Source organism: Xanthomonas sp. NCPPB 1062, from assembly GCF_041481705.2.
Taxonomy (GTDB): domain Bacteria; phylum Pseudomonadota; class Gammaproteobacteria; order Xanthomonadales; family Xanthomonadaceae; genus Xanthomonas; species Xanthomonas euvesicatoria.
This window is the reverse complement of record NZ_CM192987.1, coordinates 3783547-3801800: the sequence shown is the minus strand read 5'-3', so window position 1 is coordinate 3801800 and position 18254 is coordinate 3783547. Positions and strand designations below refer to the sequence as shown.

15 protein-coding genes are annotated in these 18254 nt (G+C 65.1%); 11 read left to right on the top strand and 4 right to left on the bottom strand.

Annotated elements, in window-relative coordinates:
- Nucleotides 1-207 precede the first annotated feature (207 nt).
- Nucleotides 208-1464 (bottom strand): 6-phosphofructokinase, encoded by a 1257-nt coding sequence (locus ACCQ16_RS16380; RefSeq protein WP_011348496.1) that lies wholly within the window; start codon nucleotides 1462-1464, stop codon nucleotides 208-210.
- 159 nt (nucleotides 1465-1623) lie between these two features.
- On the opposite strand from ACCQ16_RS16380, the gene ACCQ16_RS16375 reads away from it, so the two are divergent.
- From ACCQ16_RS16375 to ACCQ16_RS16360, 4 genes are all read left to right on the top strand, one after another.
- A complete protein-coding gene (locus ACCQ16_RS16375) occupies nucleotides 1624-2187 on the top strand; it encodes an adenylate kinase (protein WP_057681641.1) in 564 nt (187 codons plus the stop codon).
- Between the two features lie 356 nt (nucleotides 2188-2543).
- Entirely contained in the window at nucleotides 2544-3911 is a 1368-nt protein-coding gene (gene mpl, locus ACCQ16_RS16370; protein ID WP_171309817.1) for a UDP-N-acetylmuramate:L-alanyl-gamma-D-glutamyl-meso-diaminopimelate ligase, read from the top strand.
- Nucleotides 3911-4507: an LON peptidase substrate-binding domain-containing protein gene (locus ACCQ16_RS16365; RefSeq protein WP_008577875.1), complete on the top strand. Its 597-nt coding sequence runs from the start codon at nucleotides 3911-3913 to the stop codon at nucleotides 4505-4507. The genes mpl and ACCQ16_RS16365 overlap by 1 nt, the downstream gene beginning before the upstream one ends.
- 279 nt (nucleotides 4508-4786) lie before the next feature.
- Nucleotides 4787-5671, top strand: a complete 885-nt coding sequence (locus tag ACCQ16_RS16360; protein ID WP_029820209.1) for a bestrophin family protein — start codon at nucleotides 4787-4789, stop codon at nucleotides 5669-5671.
- 411 nt (nucleotides 5672-6082) lie between these two features.
- On the opposite strand, the gene ACCQ16_RS16355 is transcribed toward ACCQ16_RS16360, so the two are convergent.
- Entirely contained in the window at nucleotides 6083-8170 is a 2088-nt protein-coding gene (locus ACCQ16_RS16355) for a bifunctional DedA family/phosphatase PAP2 family protein (RefSeq protein ID WP_277572505.1), read from the bottom strand.
- Nucleotides 8171-8321: 151 nt separating this feature from the next.
- Between ACCQ16_RS16355 and ACCQ16_RS16350 the strand changes: the two genes are divergently transcribed.
- A complete protein-coding gene (locus ACCQ16_RS16350) occupies nucleotides 8322-8981 on the top strand; it encodes a serine/threonine-protein kinase (RefSeq protein WP_008577881.1) in 660 nt (219 codons plus the stop codon).
- A gap of 124 nt (nucleotides 8982-9105) precedes the next feature.
- Nucleotides 9106-9921, top strand: a complete 816-nt coding sequence (locus ACCQ16_RS16345; RefSeq protein WP_277572506.1) for an SDR family oxidoreductase — start codon at nucleotides 9106-9108, stop codon at nucleotides 9919-9921.
- Nucleotides 9922-10060: 139 nt separating this feature from the next.
- On the opposite strand, the gene ACCQ16_RS16340 is transcribed toward ACCQ16_RS16345, so the two are convergent.
- On the bottom strand, nucleotides 10061-10933 hold the full coding sequence (locus ACCQ16_RS16340; RefSeq protein ID WP_007967699.1) for an ion transporter: 873 nt from the start codon (nucleotides 10931-10933) through the stop codon (nucleotides 10061-10063).
- A 72-nt stretch (nucleotides 10934-11005) separates the two neighbouring features.
- Between ACCQ16_RS16340 and ACCQ16_RS16335 the strand changes: the two genes are divergently transcribed.
- Nucleotides 11006-12232: an acetylornithine transaminase gene (locus ACCQ16_RS16335; protein ID WP_008577885.1), complete on the top strand. Its 1227-nt coding sequence runs from the start codon at nucleotides 11006-11008 to the stop codon at nucleotides 12230-12232.
- A gap of 185 nt (nucleotides 12233-12417) precedes the next feature.
- On the opposite strand, the gene ACCQ16_RS16330 is transcribed toward ACCQ16_RS16335, so the two are convergent.
- The gene (locus ACCQ16_RS16330) at nucleotides 12418-13035 is read right to left on the bottom strand and encodes an HAD-IA family hydrolase (RefSeq protein ID WP_039418290.1); all 618 of its coding nucleotides are present in this window, start codon (nucleotides 13033-13035) and stop codon (nucleotides 12418-12420) included.
- A gap of 282 nt (nucleotides 13036-13317) precedes the next feature.
- On the opposite strand from ACCQ16_RS16330, the gene ACCQ16_RS16325 reads away from it, so the two are divergent.
- From ACCQ16_RS16325 to ACCQ16_RS16310, 4 genes are all read left to right on the top strand, one after another.
- A complete protein-coding gene (locus ACCQ16_RS16325) occupies nucleotides 13318-15612 on the top strand; it encodes a TonB-dependent receptor (protein ID WP_372380027.1) in 2295 nt (764 codons plus the stop codon).
- 69 nt (nucleotides 15613-15681) lie between these two features.
- Nucleotides 15682-17289 (top strand): flavin monoamine oxidase family protein, encoded by a 1608-nt coding sequence (locus ACCQ16_RS16320; RefSeq protein ID WP_029820203.1) that lies wholly within the window; start codon nucleotides 15682-15684, stop codon nucleotides 17287-17289.
- The gene (locus ACCQ16_RS16315; RefSeq protein WP_228996766.1) at nucleotides 17286-17711 is read left to right on the top strand and encodes a c-type cytochrome; all 426 of its coding nucleotides are present in this window, start codon (nucleotides 17286-17288) and stop codon (nucleotides 17709-17711) included. Before ACCQ16_RS16320 ends, ACCQ16_RS16315 begins: the two co-directional genes overlap by 4 nt.
- Nucleotides 17712-17735: 24 nt before the next feature.
- Nucleotides 17736-18239, top strand: coding sequence for a RidA family protein (locus tag ACCQ16_RS16310; RefSeq protein ID WP_109291033.1), 504 nt, complete (start codon nucleotides 17736-17738; stop codon nucleotides 18237-18239).
- Nucleotides 18240-18254 lie beyond the last annotated feature (15 nt).

The window sequence follows — 18254 nt, the reverse complement described above, 5'->3', positions numbered from 1 at the left end:
CAGGCCGGGGTTCGCTTTCAGTGCATGCACAGGTGGATCAGTTACTTCGACAATTGCCTATGCAACTCGCTTTCATGATCCTCTCGAAATGACACACGCCCCCAGCGCCACCTTTCGTTAGGGCGCAAGCCACGCGCGTAAGTTGCCCGATTTGCTGCACCTCAGTGGAGAGTTGATCATCGCTGTGCATCCCACGCGGCTTCGATCTCACCCTTCCCAAGCCGGCAACTTCTTCGCCACCGCGACATTCTTCAAACTCACATACTTCGGCAAGCCATCGCTGCCGTAGGCCAGCGGGGCTTCGCCCTTGATCAACGGGGCGAAATAGCGGCGGGCGCGTTCGGTGATGCCGAAGCCGTCCTTGCGCAGGAAGCTGGGCGGCATCTTCTTTTCGTGATTGGCCACCTTGTGCAGGGGCGCAGGCACGATCTTCCAGCGGTATGGTGCGTCGCTGACGCGTTCGATCACCGGGATCACCGCGTTCATGCCCTTGATCGCGTACTGCACGGCGGCCTTGCCGACTGCTTGCGCCTGTTCCCAGTCCGTCTTCGATGCCAGATGGCGCGCGGAGCGCTGCAGGTAATCGGGTAGCGTCCAGTGCACCTTGTAGCCAAGCTCCTGCTTGACCTGTGCGGCCAGGAACGAGGCCACGCCGCCGAGCTGTGCATGGCCGAACGAGTCGGTCGCGCCGCCGGCATCGGCGACGAACTTGCCGTGTGCGTCCTGGATGCCCTCGCTGGCCACCACCACGCACCAGCCCACCTTGTCCACCACCTGTTTCACCTTGGCCAGGAATGCAGCCTGGTCGTAGGCGCGTTCGGGCAGCAGGATGATCTGCGGGGCGTCGTCCGGGTCTTGCCCGGCCAGGCCTGCCGCTGCGGCCAGCCAGCCGGCATGGCGGCCCATCGCCTCATAGATGAAGACCTTGGTGGAGGTGTCGGCCATGGCGGCGACATCCAGTGCGGCCTCGCGTACCGAGACGGCGGTGTACTTGGCCGCCGAGCCGAAGCCGGGGCAGGTGTCGGTCACTGCCAGATCGTTGTCGATGGTCTTTGGCACGCCGATGCAGTGCAGCGGGTACCCATAGGCCTTTGCGAGCTGCGAGACCTTCCACGCGGTGTCGGCCGAGTCGTTGCCGCCGTTGTAGAGGAACCAGCGGACGTCGTGCGCGCGCAGCACGTCGAGCAGACGCTCGTACTTGGCGCTGTCTTCTTCCAGCGATTTGAGCTTGTAGCGGCACGAGCCGAATGCACCGCCGGGCGTCTGCGCCAGGGCGGCAATGGCGGCAGCGGACTCTTTGGAGGTGTCGATCAACTCCTCGCGCAAGGCGCCCAGGATGCCGTTGCGTGCGGCCAGCACCTTGATCTTGCGTGCGCGCGCTTCGGCGATGACGCCGGCTGCAGTGGCGTTGATGACGGCGGTGACGCCGCCGGATTGGGCATAGAGCAGGTTGCCAGTGGTCATAGGGGGACAGACTCCTCACATGGGGACATGGCGCAGGGGACAGTGCCGGGACATTCCCCGGATGCGGTAAGCTGCACGACCATACGGTCAGCGCCGGCGAAGACGTGAGTCTAACGCCGCCCACCGCAACGCGTTTTTATTCGAAAGTGGAGTCCACTGATGCGATTGGTTCTATTGGGACCGCCCGGTTCGGGCAAGGGCACCCAGGCGACACGTCTCAAAGACACGTTTGATATTCCGCACATTTCCACCGGCGACCTGTTGCGCGCCGAAGTGGCCGCTGGCTCGCCGCTGGGGTTGAAGGCCAAGGAAGTGATGGCACGCGGGGACCTGGTGTCCGACGACATCCTGCTCGGCATGCTGGAGGCGCGCCTCGGCCAGGCCGATGTTGCCAAGGGTTTCATCCTGGACGGCTACCCGCGCAACGTGGCCCAGGCCAATGCGCTGGACGAGCTGCTCGGCAAGATCGGCCAGCCGCTGGATGCCGTGGTGCAGCTGGATGTGGCCAGCGAATTGCTGGTCGAGCGCATCGCCGGTCGTGCCAAGGCCGAAGGCCGCGAAGACGACAACCCCGAATCGGTGCGCAAGCGGCTGCAGGTCTATACCGATTCCACCGCACCGGTCATCGGCTTCTACGAGCAGCGCGGCAAGTTGGCGCGCGTAGACGGCGTGGGTTCGCTGGACCAAGTGCTGGAACGCATCAGCAAGGCGCTCGGCCGCTGAGTCGGCAATGGGCCGGGCGCAAGGCCCGGCCGTTGGCAGGCGCGGCGTCTGGTCGCGCCGCGTTCTCGCCGTGATCGCCCGGGCAGTGGTGCCAAAAGAAAAACCCCGGACGTACAAGACGCCCGGGGCAGAATAACGCCAGTAGTAGGCTTGCTCAGAGCCCCAACAGCATGAGCTCCCTGGGGATTTGGCCTCTTGGGGAGTAGGACCAAAGGGATGCCGCGACTGGCGTTCAGCATAGTGAGGGATGTGACCGGGTTCGCACATCGGGAAATTCCCGACAGTACGGTAGGAAATCCCCGACACTTGGGCGTGCGCTGGAATGGAATGTCCGGCAACTGCGGCGATCGGCGACAATGGGCGGCATGAGCAAACTCCACATTCTCGGCATCGCCGGAACTTTCATGGGCGGTGTGGCCGCCCTGGCGCGTGAGCTGGGCTGGCAGGTGGAAGGCAGCGACCAGGCCATTTATCCGCCGATGTCCACACAGCTGGAAACGCTGGGCATTGCGTTGGCGCAGGGCTATGCGCCGTCCAATATTTCGCCGGATGCGACCGACGTGGTTGTCGGTAATGCGCTTTCGCGCGGCAATCCGGCGGTGGAGGCGGTGCTGGATGCCGGCCGCCGGTATACCTCCGGCGCGCAATGGCTGGCCGAGCACGTATTGCCCGGCCGCGACACGCTGGCCGTGGCCGGCACCCACGGCAAGACCACCACCACCACCATCCTGAGCTACCTGCTGGAGGCGGCCGGGCGGGCGCCCGGGTTTCTGATCGGTGGTGTGGCCGAAGATTTCGGCGTGTCGGCGCGACTGGGCCAGGGGCGCGAATTCGTGGTGGAAGCCGACGAATACGACACCGCGTTTTTCGACAAGCGCAGCAAGTTCGTGCACTACCGGCCGTTGGTGGCGATCCTCAATAACCTGGAATACGACCACGCCGACATCTTCCCGGACGTGGCGGCCATCCAGCGCCAGTTCCACCACCTGGTGCGCACGGTGCCCGCGCGCGGTCGCCTGATCGTCAACGGCGAAGACGCGCACCTGGCCGAGGTGCTGGCGATGGGATGCTGGACGCCGGTGGAGCGGTTCGGGTTCGATGCGTCGCTGGACTGGAGCGCGCGGTTGATCGCGGCCGATGGCAGCGCGTTTGCGGTGCTGCACCGTGGCGTGGAAATTGGCCAGGTGCAGTGGCCCCTGGTTGGGCGGCATAACGTCCTGAACGGGTTGGCGGCGCTGGCAGCAGTACAGGCGGTAGGCGTGGATCCGGCGACGGTGATGCCGGCATTGGCACAGTTCCAGAGCGTCAAGCGGCGGCTGGAAGTCATCGGTAGCGCGCGCGCGATCACCGTGTACGACGACTTTGCGCACCATCCCACCGCCATCGCGACGACGTTGCAGGGTCTGCGTGCGAAGGTCGGTGCGGCGCGTGTTGTGGTGGCAATGGAGCCGCGCAGCAATTCGATGCGGCTGGGCGCGCATGCCCAGGCGCTGGCGCCGTCGTTGCACGATGCCGATGCAGTGGTGTTTCTGCATCGGCCGGAACTGGCCTGGGACGCGGCACCGATCATTGCGCAGGTGCGCGGCGAGGCGCGCGTGGTGCAGGACGTGGATGCCTTGCTGCGCGCGCTGGGCGACATTGCCCGGCCCGGAGACCATGTGGTGTTCATGTCCAACGGTGGCTTCGACGGTGCGCCGCGTCGTTTCCTGGCGCAGTTGTCCTGATGGTGCCGATCCCCGCCACTGCAGACACCAGCGCGTTGCCGCTGTTCCCCTTGCACAGCGTGCTGTTGCCTGGCGCGGCGATGGGCTTGCGCGTGTTTGAACGCCGCTATCTGGATCTGGTACGCGAATGCGGCCGTAACGGCACAAGCTTCGGCGTGTGCCTGATCCTGGAAGGCAACGAAGTCGGCGTGCCGGCTACGCCGGCCGCGTTCGGTACCGAAGTACGCATCGAGGATTTCGATGTGGGCGCCGACGGCGTGCTGGTGCTGCGCTTGCGTGGCACGCGGCGTTTCCACGTACAGCGCTCGCGCATTCGCGATAACGGTCTGGTGGTGGGAGATGTCGCCTGGCGCGAACCGGATCCGGACGACGAATTGCGGCCCGAGCACGGCCTGCTGTCCACGGTGCTGGAGCGCATGCTGGAGCAGGTGGGTGGTGAATTTGCATCGGTGGGACCGGGGTTGATGGATCAGGCCGCCTGGGTTGGTTGGCGGTTGGCCGAGCTGCTGCCATTGACCGAGCAGCAGCGGCTCTCGCTGTTGCAGCAGGACGATCCGCATCGGCGGCTGGATCAATTGCTGGCCTGGATGCCTTAAGAGCGGCTGCTTGCGCCCGCCACATGGGTACGGGCTGCGCTCCGAACTTTCATGCGCCACGTGTGCACTGTGTTCCCGCACGCCGTGCACACCCAACGGATGGCCGCTCGCGACGCCTTCCATCACGCCGGTCGCGTGGGGCAATGGTTTCGATCGGCCCCATCACCGTGCTTGCACCGTGGCAACGGCACACTGCGCACGCTTGAGTGCGCTACCGACCGCATCCATGCACTGGATGCGCGCAATGGCGTCACTCGTTTCTTTTGATGGAGTGTGCCTTTGATTGTCGATGTAAAGCCGCGTGTGGCAGATGTGATCAGCCAGGTCTGGCGGACCCTGGCGGTGTTGTTCGTATGGGATGTGTTGATCACCATCATTTACTACGTGCTGCCGTTCCGTGCGCCGGCGTTGCCGCTGACCATCTTTGGTTCTGCGCTGGCGTTGTTCCTGGGCTTTCGCGCCAATTCCACCTATCAACGCTGGTGGGAGGGGCGGGTGCTGTGGGGCCAGATGATCAATGCCTCGCGTAATCTGGTGCGCTTGAGCGTCAGTATCCTGTCCACACCGGAAGCCGGCGATCTTGGGCGCACCATTGCGCTGCGCCAGATTGCCTATGTCAACGCGCTGCGCTGCCAACTGCGCCGGTTGCCGGTGGCGATGGCGTTGTCCCCGCATGTGGATGCCGACGAAGCGGCGGCGGTGGTGGTGCGCACCAACGTGGCAAACGGGTTGCTCGATACCACCGGGCGCAGCGTCGAGCAGGCGCGTCGTGAGGGCTGGATCGACAGCATCCAGCAGGCCAGCGTCGAACGCATTCTGGTGGACATCGCCAACGCGCAAGGCGGCATGGAGCGCCTGAAAAATACGCCGCTGCCGTATCAATATCGCTTCTATCCGAACCTGTTTACGCGGCTGTTCTGCGTGCTGCTGCCAATCGGCTTGGTGGAAACGCTGCAGTACGCCACGCCGGTGGGATCGACAGTGGCCGGCCTGATGTTTCTGGCGGTGCTGAAGATCGGCGATGAACTGGTCGACCCGTTCGCCAACACCATCCACGACCTGCCGCTGGATACCATGTGCCGCACGGTGGAGATCGATGCGCTTCAGGCAATTGGTGAGCAAGCGCCGGAGCCGATGCAGCCAGTGGATGGCGTGTTGTGGTGAGGTGTCGCGCGCCAGGCCAATGCGGCCTTTGCATCGCCGAACTGCACTGATTCGCATCTTGTCGTTCGCCTTGAGAGGCGATTGAACGGTGCAAGCAGTTGTGGAGCAGCCAACGGCGAGTTTTCCGCAGGGCCCTTGCCCGCCCACCATCGCGGGACACGCTGCCAAGCACGTCCTTGTAAGCTCTTACGCGGCATCCATGCCGCCATCGAGCCCCACGGATGGGTTCACGGCGTGTCCCGCAAGCGGCGAGGGCGCCGCGCTCGACGAACTAAGCGTTCACCCTGAAAATTCAGCAGCCTCCAGACGGCGCCAGCACGTCACCATCGAGACAGGGCTCAACAGCTGTTGCTGACACCCCATCTCGACCCAATCGCGCGAGCGCCGGCCAATCGCCTGTTGCCCAATCGATCAACGGCGTTGTTGTGGCGGACCCGATGCAGCAGGATCGGACGCAGCGGTATCCGTCCCCGGCGCGGCGTTGTCTTTGTTCTCGCCACGCACTGCACTGCCCGAGGTGCTGTCGATCAGGATCACCGGCACCTGCGAGCGACGACGCTGTTCCATGCGATGGGGCAGCGGGCCGAGTGCCTCGCGCAACGCGCTCAGTGCAGGATCGACGCCGCGCAGCGGGTACCACAGCCCGATCAGGCTGAAATGGCGGCTGTAGCGCAAGGTCTGGGTACTGCCCACCCACAGCGGTTGTGCATCCGGCTCCAGGCGTGCGGCCGCCGGCCACAGGCGCAGTACATGCACGTGGCCGGGCGCGGCGTGGCGCACCATCAACAGGGCCTCGACCTGGGTATCCAGCGTGGCCGGCAGAATCGGCACTTCGTCCGGGCGGCCGCTGACGTCGAGCAGGTGCAGCGCCTGTTCCCAGCCCGCCTGCGGCTGGACCCGCCAGCCGCGCGCCTGAAGCTGGCGCTGCAACGGGGCGAGCGGGCCGGCCAACTGGACGTCCAGCGGCCAACGCTGATCGTCATCGAATTCGTTGCGGCGTGCCGGCAGCAGGCGCCATTGGTCTTCCCACCACGCGTTTGCGGGTAACTCCATCACTGCCGGCGGCGGCGGTTCGAACTTGGCCAGCTTGAGGTCGAGGTTGCGCGGCGCAAAATAAATTGCGCAGCTCACGAACACCCCGTAGAAGATCCACGACACCGGCTTGACCCAGAACGCGCGCGTGGCACGGCGACGGTAGGCAATGCCCAGCACCAGCAGCCAGAAGATGCCGAACAACATGCCGCCGACGACGTCGCTGAGCCAGTGCGCACCGAGGTACAAACGCGCAAAACCGATCAGCGAGACGATGGCGCCGCTGACCAGATACGGCCACACGCGGCGGCGGCCAGGCAACTCGCGCGCGATCAACAGCGCGAAAAAGCCGAAGGCGATCGTGGCCATGGTGACCGCAACCGACGGAAAGCCGAAACCGCTGCTGGCCGCAGGCGGGCGCACCACCTGCACGGTGGCGCCAAGCAGCTGCGTGAGCGCCAGGCCGAACGCCAGCGCGATGACCCAATGGGCCACGGCCATCCAGCGACGGCGCCAGGCCAGATAGCCCATCGCGGCGGCAATGGCCGGCAACAGCACCTGCCAGTCGCCCAACGAGGCCAGCGCCACCATCGGGTAGTCGGCCAACGGGTTACGCAGCGCCAGCATCAGGTCGTGCACGGCCAGGTCCACGCGCAGCGGCTCGCCATGCGCCAGCACCACCATCAGCAGCACAAACCAGCCCCAGCCGAGCAGCAAGAGCATCAAGGCCATCATGGCCAGCGGCACCGATTCGCGACGGCGTGGGTCGAAGACGCCGACCGACCAATTCCCCAGGACCGGATGCCGGTGCGACCACTCCAGCAGGCGCGCCAGCAAGGCATCCAGGTGACCGGCCGACCAGCGATACGAATACAGCACCACCGCCCAGGCAAGCCCGATCACGGCCGCCAGCAAGGCAACCACCACAAATAGGCGCCCGGCCACTGCGGCCACTGCGTCGTAGGCCGTGCCCAGCACCCAGCCGGGCACCAGGAACAACAACGCCCACGACACGCAGGCCAGGCCGCTGGCGACCAGATACCGTTTGAAGGGCATGCGCGACATGCCGGCAATCGCCGGCACGAACGGGCGCACTGCCCCCACGTAGCGCGCAATCAGGATGCTTTTGAAGGCATTGCGGCGGAACAGCAGCTCGCCGCGTTCCAGCAGTTGCGGGTAACGCCGGAATGGCCAGTAGGTGTGCAGCTGATGGCCCCAGCGATGGCCGACCCAGAAGCTCAGCGCATCGCCAACGAAGGCGCCCAGGGTGGCGCACACCACCGCATAGGGGCCGTTGATCTGCCCGAGCCCGATGAGCACGCCAATGGCGAACAGCAACGGCAACGCAGGCACGATGGCGCCCAGCACGATCACCGCATCACAAAATGCGATGCCAAAGATCACCACGCCAGCCAAGGTGGGGTGGTGTCCGATCCACTCCAGCGTGGCGTCGATCCATGAGTTCATACCTGAATTATAGGTGGGCGCGGCGGCGCCTGACCTGCATCGTCCTCACATCGGGGGATCGGCTTCACCTGAGGTTGCGGCCATGCAGCTGCCGCACGCGCGCGCGCCGCAAAGGTGGGCAGCGAGACAGACCTGCCGCCTACAATGGGGGATGACTCACGACCCTGCAGCCAATCTGCCGCTGAAGTCCGATACGTTCGGACGCATTCTGCTGATCCGCGATGGCCAACGCATGTTCGTGCGTCGCGACCTGAGCGTGGCGCCGTGGCTGTTGCGCGGCGTGGCCTGGTGGCTGGCACGCCGCGAAGCGCTGGCCTTGCGCCAGCTGGATGGCGTGCCGCGCACACCGCGGCTGCTGCATTGGGACGGGCGGCACCTGGACCGCAGCTATCTGGACGGCGCTGCGATGTACCAGCGACCGCCGCGCGGCGATCTGGCCTACTTCCGCAGCGCGCGCCGGCTGTTGCAACAGCTGCATCGCCGCGGCGTGGCCCACAACGATCTGGCCAAGGAAGCCAACTGGCTGGTGCAGGAGGACGGCAGCCCGGCGGTGATCGACTTCCAGCTGGCGGTGCGCGGCAACCCGCGCGCGCGCTGGATGCGTCTGCTTGCCCGCGAGGATCTGCGCCACCTGCTTAAACACAAGCGCATGTACTGCCCGGCCGCACTGACCCCGGTGGAACGCCGCGTGCTCAAGCGCACCTCCTGGGTCCGCGAGCTGTGGTTTGCCACCGGCAAACCGGTCTACCGCTTCGTGACCCGCCGCGTACTGCACTGGGAAGACAACGAAGGGCAGGGGCCCAAGCCCTGAGGGGCTGGGATTGGTTGTTCGGGATTGGGGATTCGCAAGAGCGTATTGCTTGAGCGGTGGGTGGTTGGTGGTAGCAATGAAGGAATAAGCTCTTACGAATCTCCAATCCCGACTCTCTAATCCCATGACGTTATCGGGCAAAACCCTGTTCACCACCGGTGCCTCGCGTGGGATTGGCTTGGCGATTGCGTTGCGGGCGGCGCGCGATGGGGCGAATGTGGCGATTGCGGCCAAGTCGGCGGTGGCCAATCCCAAATTGCCTGGCACCATCCATAGCGCGGCCACGGCGGTGACGGCGGCCGGTGGGCAGGCACTGGCGCTCAAGTGCGACATCCGCGACGAAGTTCAGGTGCGTGCGGCAGTGGCGGCAACGGTCGATGCGTTCGGCGGGATCGACATCCTGGTCAACAACGCCAGTGCGATCTGGTTGCGCGGTACGTTGGACACGCCGATGAAGCGCTTCGATCTGATGCAGCAGGTCAACGCGCGCGGCAGTTTCCTGTGCGCGCAGGCGTGCCTGCCGCATCTGCTGCAGGCGGCCAATCCGCACATCCTCACCTTGGCCCCGCCGCCGTCGTTGAACCCGGCGTGGTGGGGGGCGCACACCGGCTACACGCTGGCCAAGATGGGCATGAGTCTGGTCACCCTGGGGCTGGCCGCGGAATTCGGCCCGCAAGGCGTGGCGATCAATGCGTTGTGGCCGCGTACCGTGATCGCCACTGATGCCATCAACATGCTTGTCGGCGTGGACGCGGCGGCCTGCCGTCGGCCGGAGATCATGGCCGACGCCGCGCATGCGGTGCTGACGCGCGCCGCAGCCGGGTTCTACGGCCGGTTCCTGATCGATGACGAGGTGCTCGCCCAGGCTGGCATCACCGACTTGAGCGGCTATGCAATGGATCCATCGCGCGCGCTGTTGCCAGATCTGTTTCTGGACTGAGAGCGGCTAACCACAGGGTACGCACTTGTCGTGAGCGTGGACGGCACGGCGCAACCGCAGTGTACGCGTGGCACACGCCCTGCCGAGTAACGGCCGCGTCCGCCTGACGGCGGCGCCGTGGCGTTGGCTGCTCGGCGCCTTAGCCGTTGCCCAGCTCCGGCAGTGGCTCGGCGCATTGCCGGCAATAACGTGCGTCGGCCGCGTGGCCTTCCAGCCCGCAGCGGGCGCAGTTGCGCGCATCGCGTTTGCCGGTATGGCCTCCTTCGCGCAATGAGCTGGCCAGTTCGGCGGTATAGATGCCGGTGGGCACGGCGATGATGCTGTAGCCGATCAGGATCAGGGCCGAGGTGACGAAGCGACCCAGCGTGGTCTGCGGTACCAGATCGCCGAAGCCCACCGTGGCCATGGTGACGATGGCCCAGTACATGCTGGTGGGGATGCTGGTAAAGCCGTGCTGCGGGCCTTCGATGATGTACATCGTGGCGCCGGCGATCACGGTGATGGTGAGCACGGTGAACAGGAACACCAACACCTTGCGACGGCTACGCCACAGCGCATCCAGCAACTGTCCGCTTTCTTCGATGTAGCGGGTGAGCTTGAGAATGCGGAACAGCCGCAGGATGCGCAGCACGCGCACCACCAACAGCGTCTGTGCGCCGGGCACGAAGAACGAGAGATAACTGGGCAGGATCGACAGCAGGTCGATCACGCCCCACACGCTGAGCGCGTAATGCAGCGGGCGCCGCACCACGGCCAGGCGCAGCGCGTATTCGATGGTGAAGATCACCGTGAACGCCCATTCCAGCGGCACCAGCCAGTCCGCGGCATGCGAATGGATGCGCGGCACGCTGTCGATCATGATCACCACCACGCTCGCCAGGATCGCGACCACCAGCATCAGGTCGAAATTGCGCGAGGGGCGGGTGTCGTGGCGGTAGATGATGTCGAACCACTGCCGGCGCCAGCCATCGTCGGTGGCGGCAGTGAGTTGCGGATCGGAGAAGGGGCGCATGCGCGCATTGTGCCGCAGGCCGGCGAATGCGCGAGAATGCCGCTTCTCCCTCCGCTTCTGCGACCCATCCTCATGAGCACCGCTGCCGATTCGCCCCTGTCCCTCGCGCACTACTACCTGCCGGTGTATCGCCCGCGCCAGGTGGTGCTGGAGCGCGGCCAGGGCAGTCGCGTGTGGGACGATGCCGGGCGCGAATATCTGGATCTGTCGTCGGGCATCGCGGTGAGCGGACTCGGCCATAACGACCCCGATCTGGTGGCTGCGCTCACCGAGCAGGCCGGCAAGCTGTGGCACACCAGTAACGTGTTTTTCAGCGCGCCGCCGCTGAAACTGGCCGAAGAACTGGTGAGCGCCTCGCGTTTCGCGCACAAGGTGTTCCTGTGCAATTCCGGCACCGAGGCCAACGAGGCGGCGATCAAGCTGGTGCGCAAGTGGGCCAGCAGCCAGGGCCGTCCGGCCGACAAGCGTGTCATCGTCACCTTCCGCGGCAGTTTTCATGGCCGTACGCTGGCATCGGTCACCGCCACTGCGCAGCCCAAGTACCAGGAAGGCTACGAGCCGCTGCCGGGTGGATTTCGCTATGTGGATTTCAACGATGTCGCGGCGCTGGAAGCGGCGATGGCCGGCGGCGATGTGGCGGCGGTGATGGTCGAGCCGATCCAGGGCGAGGGCGGCGTGATGCCGGCCGCGCCGGGCTTTCTGAGCCGCGTGCGCGCGCTGTGCGACCAGCATGATGCGCTGCTGGTGCTGGACGAAATTCAATGCGGCATGGGCCGCACCGGCACGCTGTTTGCGCATTGGCAGGAGCAGGTGACGCCGGACATCGTGACCCTGGCCAAGGCCTTGGGTGGCGGTTTCCCGATCGGCGCGATGCTGGCCGGGCCCAAGGTCGCCGAAACCATGCAGTTCGGCGCGCACGGCACCACCTTCGGCGGCAACCCGCTGGCCGCGGCAGTGGCGCGCGTGGCGCTGCGCAAGCTGGCCTCGCCGCAGATTGCCGATAACGTGGTGCGGCAATCTGCGGCATTGCGCGCCGGGCTGGAAGCGCTCAATGCCGACTTTGGCCTGTTTGCGCAGATTCGTGGGCGTGGCCTGATGCTGGGCGCGGTACTGGCTCCTGCGCACGCGGGGCAGGCCGGGGCGATCCTCGACCTGGCGGCCACGCATGGCTTGCTGCTGCTGCAGGCCGGCCCAGATGTATTGCGCTTCGTGCCGGCACTCAATCTCACCGATGCCGAACTGGCCGATGGCCTGGCGCGCTTGCGTCTGGCCATTGCCGAGTATGTCGCCCAGGCGTGATGTCGGGCGGTGCTTGCGCGCCCTCTGGCCGGCACCATGTCGGCTGGAAGGGCATTGGAGATGCGTGGTGTGTGGCATGTAGCGCGCTGACGCAGTGCCCGGTCTTTCCATTGCCCGGAGGGGATGGCTGTCTTCCGCCGTACCCTCACCCCCAACTCCTCTCCCGACGGGAGAGGGGCTTGGTTTCATGCAAGTCCGTATCGCTTCAGCACTCGCCGCAGTGCACGCGCATCGCGCACGGTGTCGGCGTGCAGGCCGGCCGCGCGTGCGCCACGCACGTTGACGAACAGGTCGTCGACAAACAACGTGCGTTCGGCGCGTTGCTCAAGTTGCGCAAGCGCGCGCTGATAGACCGGCACATCCGGTTTGCGGCCGCCCAGTGCACCGCTGCACAGCACGCGGCCCCGCAACAACGGAAATAGCGAGGGCACGATCCGCTCGATCGCTTCTGCCATCAACGGGCCATTATTGGTGAGCACCGCCACCGCCGTGGTCGTCGACACCGCCAGCACCTGTGTCACCACCGACGGGTCGGCGCGGCAGGCCGCCACGCGCGCATCGATCCAGGTAGTGCGATCGATCGGCTGCCCCAGCCCTTCGCTCAGACGCGCCAGATACGCCTGCGTGTCGATCGCACCCGCATCGTAGGCGCGCTCCAGACCTTGCACGAACAACACCTCATGCACGCGCTGCGGTGAGCATTGCGCGGCTGCGGCAAGCGCGGCCATGCGCCGTGGCCGCGCGTAGTGCGCGAGCACGCCGTCGAAATCCAGCAACAGCAGCGATGGTGGTGCGGGCGACATATCCGTGCTCGTACGGCGGCTGCGCAGCGTTGTCGATTCGGCGCGGCATGGCAAGCGCGCAAGAGCTGCAATGCAGGGCATTCGCGCAGGTAGGTGGCTGCGCTACCTATTCAGAGTTTTGAATTCGGTAGCGACCTACCCGCCTGCGCCGAGCCCACCCGCCGCACCCAGGTTAGGCAGCAATCGCGCTGGTTATGGTCACTGCACGCATCCGCGGTATCAGCCGGTCTCGGGGGAGCGCCCGGTCACTCAGCACGCCACACGTCTCCAGGGGTTGATTGCATGCCAAAGTGCTCGAACACCGATCGATTGGCGGCCTCGGTCGCCGACATCCTCGCCACCACCCGCCCGCGCCGCGCGCTGGCATCAATGACCTTGCTGCTGGCCGGCGCGCAGAGCTTGCCTGCGCTGGCGCAAGACGCACGCACGCTGGATGCGGTCAGCGTGGTGGGCACCGGCTCCACGCGCACCACCGCGTCCATCTCGGCGGACGAGATCCAGGCGCAGGTGCCCGGGGTAGCGCCGCAGCAGCTGTTGGCCAGCCTGCCCGGCGTGAATGTGCAGACCACCGACCCGTTCGGGCTGTATGAGTTCGGTGATTCGATGACCATCCGCGGGTTTTCCGCCAACCAGATCGGCGTGACCTTGGACGGCATTCCGATCGAAACCTTCGACACCCGCGAAGGCGGGCCAATTACGCGCTACGTCTCCAGCGAAAACCTGCTCGATGTGACGGTGTCGGCCGGTTCGGGCGACGTCACCCAGCCGTCGTACCACGCATTGGGCGGTGCGATCCGCTACACCAGCCTGCCACCGAAGGGCGGCGACAGCTGGAGCGGCAATCTCACCCAGACGATTGGTTCGGACGATCTGGTGCGCAGCTTCGTGCGCCTGGATACGCCGGACTGGTGGAAAGGCGGCCCCAGCGCGTATCTGTCCGCCTCGCGCACGCAAGGCGGGGTGTGGGACATGGAGCCGGCCACGCAGAAGAGCGATCACTTCGAAGCCAAGATTCGCCAGGCCTGGGACGCTGGCAGCCTGACGCTGGGATGGATCTACAACAACCGCAAGGACTACGACGTGCAGTCGTACAACTCCGACGGTTCGGTGGCGTGGGACCTGCATGAGCGCATCACCGGCAACCCGGAAGTGGATGCCGAGCATTACAGCGAGTGGCAGAACGGGCGACGCGACTCGCTGCTCAGCCTGCACGGCAATTTCCTGTTCAACGATGCAATCGGCTTCACCTTTACCGGCTATTACGAGAACAAGCATGGGTATGGCGTCGGCGGCACTCCGCCGAGCACGGCGACAGGCCTGTACAACGATGCCATCGCCGGCACGCCGGGGCGCACCGACATCGCCATCAACGACCCGCAGATCGTCGATGCCACCGGCACTGTCACCCACGTCGGTGCGATGACGCGGCGCGAAGAAATCATGGGGGGCGATCGCTATGGCCTCACCACGGCGGTGTCATGGGAGACCGAGCACAACAAGCTCGAAGTCGGCGCGTGGTACGAGCACTACGATTTCGATCAGGTGCGTCCGTTGTACAACCTGGACCCGGCCACCGGCGCGCTGCTCAAGGGCGCGCTGCCGATCGTCATCTACTACGACAACCACTTCTCCACCGAAGTGAAGCAGCTCTACATCAAGGACACGCTGCGCCTGCTCGACGACCGCTTGACGATGGAGTTCGGTGCCAAGGGGCTGGATGTCAAACGCGACTACGACGGCATCGCCAATCTGGATGATTTCAATGTCGGCGTGCGCCGCGATGTCACCATCAAGAACAGCGACTGGTTCCAGCCCCAGGTCGGCGCCAGCTTCCAGCTTGCCGAGGGCGTGCAGGTGTTCGCCAACTATGCGGAAAACTTCAGCTCGGCGCCGCGGCTGGCGCTGACCTCCGGTGCGTTCAACCCGGATATCGCACCGGAAGAGTCCACCAACATCGATATCGGCATCCGCGCCGAATCCACGCAGTGGAGCGGCTACATCGCCGCCTACAAGATCGATTACGAGAACCGCATCATCGCGCTGACCGACCCGGACCCGCTGGTGGTGGCGCCCACCGTCTACGCCAACGTCGGCGACGTGCAGACGTACGGGGCCGAAGTGTCCGGCATGTGGAAGCCGGCGCCGGGCTGGCGGCTGGGCGCATCGCTGACCTGGAACAACTCCGAGTTCCAGGACAATTATTTCGGCCCGGTCAGCGGCAACCTGGTACAGGTGAAAGGCAACGAGGTGCCGGATGCGCCGAAGGTGATGTTCAGCGTCAACGGCGGTTGGGAAGGCACACATTTTTTTGCCAACCTCGATGCCAAATACACCGGCAAGCGCTACGGCGATACGCTCAATACCGATCGGGTAGATGCCACCTTCATCGTCAACGGCAGCGTCGGGTATCAGGGCGAAGACGGCGGGTTTCTTGCCGGTGGCCGGCTGCAGTTGTCGGTCTACAACCTGTTCGACAAGGACGATGCGATCGGGGCGGTATTTCCCAACGAAAGCTCGGGCTCGTATCAGTTGATCGCACCACGGCAGCTGTTCGCCAGCCTGGCCTACACATTCTGAAGTGCAGCCGCAGCCGGCAGGGTTGCCGGTCGCGTGCGTTTGTCCATGACATGCAGGGGACGTGCGTTGATGCAAGGCAATCACACGGGAGCGATGACGCGGCGGCAATTGCTGGCGCGCATCGGTATGACCGCCGGCGGCGCGATGATGTATCAGGCGATGAGCAGCCTGGGCATGGCGGCCGAATCCAGTTTCAAAGGCCCACTGCAACTGGATGGCGACCCCAAGGGGGCATCGGTCTTGATCCTCGGTGCCGGGCTGGCCGGCATGAGCGCGGCGTTCGAGTTGCGCAAGGCCGGTTACCGCGTGCAACTGCTCGAATACAACGACCGCCCCGGCGGGCGTAACTGGACCCTGCGCGGCGGCGACCGCTATGCCGAGTTGGGCGGGGCCAGGCAGCATTGCCAGTTCGACGAGGGTTTGTATCTCAATCCCGGGCCGTGGCGCATTCCGCATCACCACAAGGCGGTGCTGAGTTACTGCAAGCAGTTCGGCGTGGCGCTGGAAGCGTTCAATCAGGTCAATTACAACGCGCTGCTGCACAGCCAGAACGGCTTCGGCGGCAAACCGCAGCGCTTTCGTGCCATCGACGCCGACTACAAGGGCCATGTGTCCGAGTTGCTGGCCAAGTGCACGCAGCAACGCGCCCTGGACACGGCCGTCAGCCGCGAGGATCAGGAACTGCTGCTGGAATCACTGCGTACCTGGGGCGCGCTCGACCAGAAGTTCGGATATGTCAAAGGCAAGGACAGCAGCGAGCGGCGCGGGTTTGCGCGCTATCCCGGCGGTGGCTTGTCGGGCAAGCCGGAATTCTCCGATCCTTTCAGCGTGCAGGACGTGCTGCGCTCGCGCCTGTGGACCACACTGGCAGCCGGCAACAACTATGAAATGCAGACCACCATGTTCCAGCCGGTGGGAGGCATGGACCAGATCGGCAAGGCGTTCGCGCGTCAACTGGGCAATGCCATCACCTATAACGCCAAGGTCACCAAGATCGACCAAGACGGCAGCGGCGTGCGCGTGTCCTGGCAGGATGCGGCGCGTGGTGGCGAAGAACGTCTCGCCACTGCGGATTGGTGCATCTGCACCATTCCGTTGTCGGTGCTCAGCCGCATACCGGTCACCGCCAGCGATGCGATGACCACGGCGATCGGCAAGGTGCCGTATGCGGCCTCGGTGAAAGTGGGGCTGCAATTCAAGCGCCGTTTCTGGGAAGAAGACGAAGCGATCTACGGCGGCATCAGTTACACCGATCTGCCGATCACCTTGATCAGCTACCCCAGCACCAACTACCACAGCCCTGGCAAAGGCGTGCTGCTCGGCGCCTATGTGTGGGGGCTGGATGCCTACCAGTTCACCGCGATGTCCCCGGAGCAGCGCGTGCGTAAAGCAGTGGAATACGGCACCCAGCTGCATCCGCAGTATCCGCGCGAATTCGAAAACGGCATTGCGGTCGGCTGGCACCGCGTGCCGTTCACGCATGGCTGCTTCGGCATGTGGAGCGAGCAGGCGCGCGCCGAGCATTACCAACCGCTGTGCCAGATCGACGGACGGCTGGCACTGGCCGGCGAGCACGTGTCGTACATTCCGGCCTGGCAGGAGGGTGCCATTCTGTCGGCGCACGATGTCGTTGGCCGCCTGCATCGCAAGGTCATTGCCCAGGGAGCGCGCGCATGAGTCTGCTGCCAAGAGCGTGCGGCGCCACTGTTGCGCTCGCCATTCTCGCCTTGTTGCTGCCGCCCAACGTGCGCGATGCGCAGGCGCAGAGTTCCGATGCCACCCAGCTGTTTCCGCAGCAAGGCTTCGCCAAGGCCTCCGGCCAGGACGTTTACCAGGCGATCTGCCAGGGTTGCCATATGCCGGCCGGGCGTGGCGCGCAAGGTGCCGGCGACTATCCTGCGCTTGCCAGCAACCCGAAACTGGCCGCCGGCCCGTACGTGACGATGATGGTGCTCGACGGCCACGCGGGGATGCCGGGTTTCGCCGACATGCTCGACGACCGCCAGGTGGCCGAAGTGGTGAGCTATGTGCGCACGCACTTCGGTAACGACTATGCCGAGCGCGTGACCATCGACGATGTCAGATCACTCCGCCGCTGATCTTCTCTCCTACAAGGAATTGCCATGCTCCGTTCCATCACGACCGTTCTCACCGCCGCAGTGCTTTGGTCTTCCAGTCTCGGTGCCGCACACGCGGCCGAGGTGATCCGCCACAAGATTCCCAACAGCGATTTTCCCATTGCTGCCGCGGTGGAAATTCCGGCCGGCAAGGCCACGGTGTATGTCAGTGGCAAGGTGCCGGCGGTGATCGATACCAGTGCGCCGAAGGATTCGGCGGCCGCCTATGGCGACACCAAGGCGCAGACGGTGAGCGTGTTGAACCAGATCAAGCAGCAGCTGGCCACGCTGGGGTTGGGCATGGGCGATGTGGTGAAGATGCAGGTGTTTCTGGTCGGCGATCCGGCGATGGGCGGCAAGATGGATTTCAGCGGCTTCATGGAAGGCTATCGCCAGTTTTTCGGCACCAAGGAGCAACCCAACCTGCCGGCGCGCTCGGCATTCCAGATCGCAGCGCTGGGTAACCCGCTGTACCGGGTCGAGATCGAAGTGGTTGCCGTGCGTCCCTGAATCCGCGTCGTCATC

Coding starts and splice junctions, on each gene's coding strand:
- ACCQ16_RS16330 (WP_039418290.1), bottom strand. CDS start 13,035: ATGTCGCCCGCACCACCATCGCTGCTGTTGCTGGATTTCGACGGCGTG.
- ACCQ16_RS16310 (WP_109291033.1), top strand. CDS start 17,736: ATGCTCCGTTCCATCACGACCGTTCTCACCGCCGCAGTGCTTTGGTCT.
- ACCQ16_RS16340 (WP_007967699.1), bottom strand. CDS start 10,933: ATGCGCCCCTTCTCCGATCCGCAACTCACTGCCGCCACCGACGATGGC.
- ACCQ16_RS16345 (WP_277572506.1), top strand. CDS start 9,106: ATGACGTTATCGGGCAAAACCCTGTTCACCACCGGTGCCTCGCGTGGG.
- ACCQ16_RS16380 (WP_011348496.1), bottom strand. CDS start 1,464: ATGACCACTGGCAACCTGCTCTATGCCCAATCCGGCGGCGTCACCGCC.
- ACCQ16_RS16350 (WP_008577881.1), top strand. CDS start 8,322: ATGACTCACGACCCTGCAGCCAATCTGCCGCTGAAGTCCGATACGTTC.
- mpl (WP_171309817.1), top strand. CDS start 2,544: ATGGGCGGCATGAGCAAACTCCACATTCTCGGCATCGCCGGAACTTTC.
- ACCQ16_RS16320 (WP_029820203.1), top strand. CDS start 15,682: ATGCAAGGCAATCACACGGGAGCGATGACGCGGCGGCAATTGCTGGCG.
- ACCQ16_RS16335 (WP_008577885.1), top strand. CDS start 11,006: ATGAGCACCGCTGCCGATTCGCCCCTGTCCCTCGCGCACTACTACCTG.
- ACCQ16_RS16355 (WP_277572505.1), bottom strand. CDS start 8,170: ATGAACTCATGGATCGACGCCACGCTGGAGTGGATCGGACACCACCCC.
- ACCQ16_RS16375 (WP_057681641.1), top strand. CDS start 1,624: ATGCGATTGGTTCTATTGGGACCGCCCGGTTCGGGCAAGGGCACCCAG.
- ACCQ16_RS16365 (WP_008577875.1), top strand. CDS start 3,911: ATGGTGCCGATCCCCGCCACTGCAGACACCAGCGCGTTGCCGCTGTTC.
- ACCQ16_RS16315 (WP_228996766.1), top strand. CDS start 17,286: ATGAGTCTGCTGCCAAGAGCGTGCGGCGCCACTGTTGCGCTCGCCATT.
- ACCQ16_RS16325 (WP_372380027.1), top strand. CDS start 13,318: ATGCCAAAGTGCTCGAACACCGATCGATTGGCGGCCTCGGTCGCCGAC.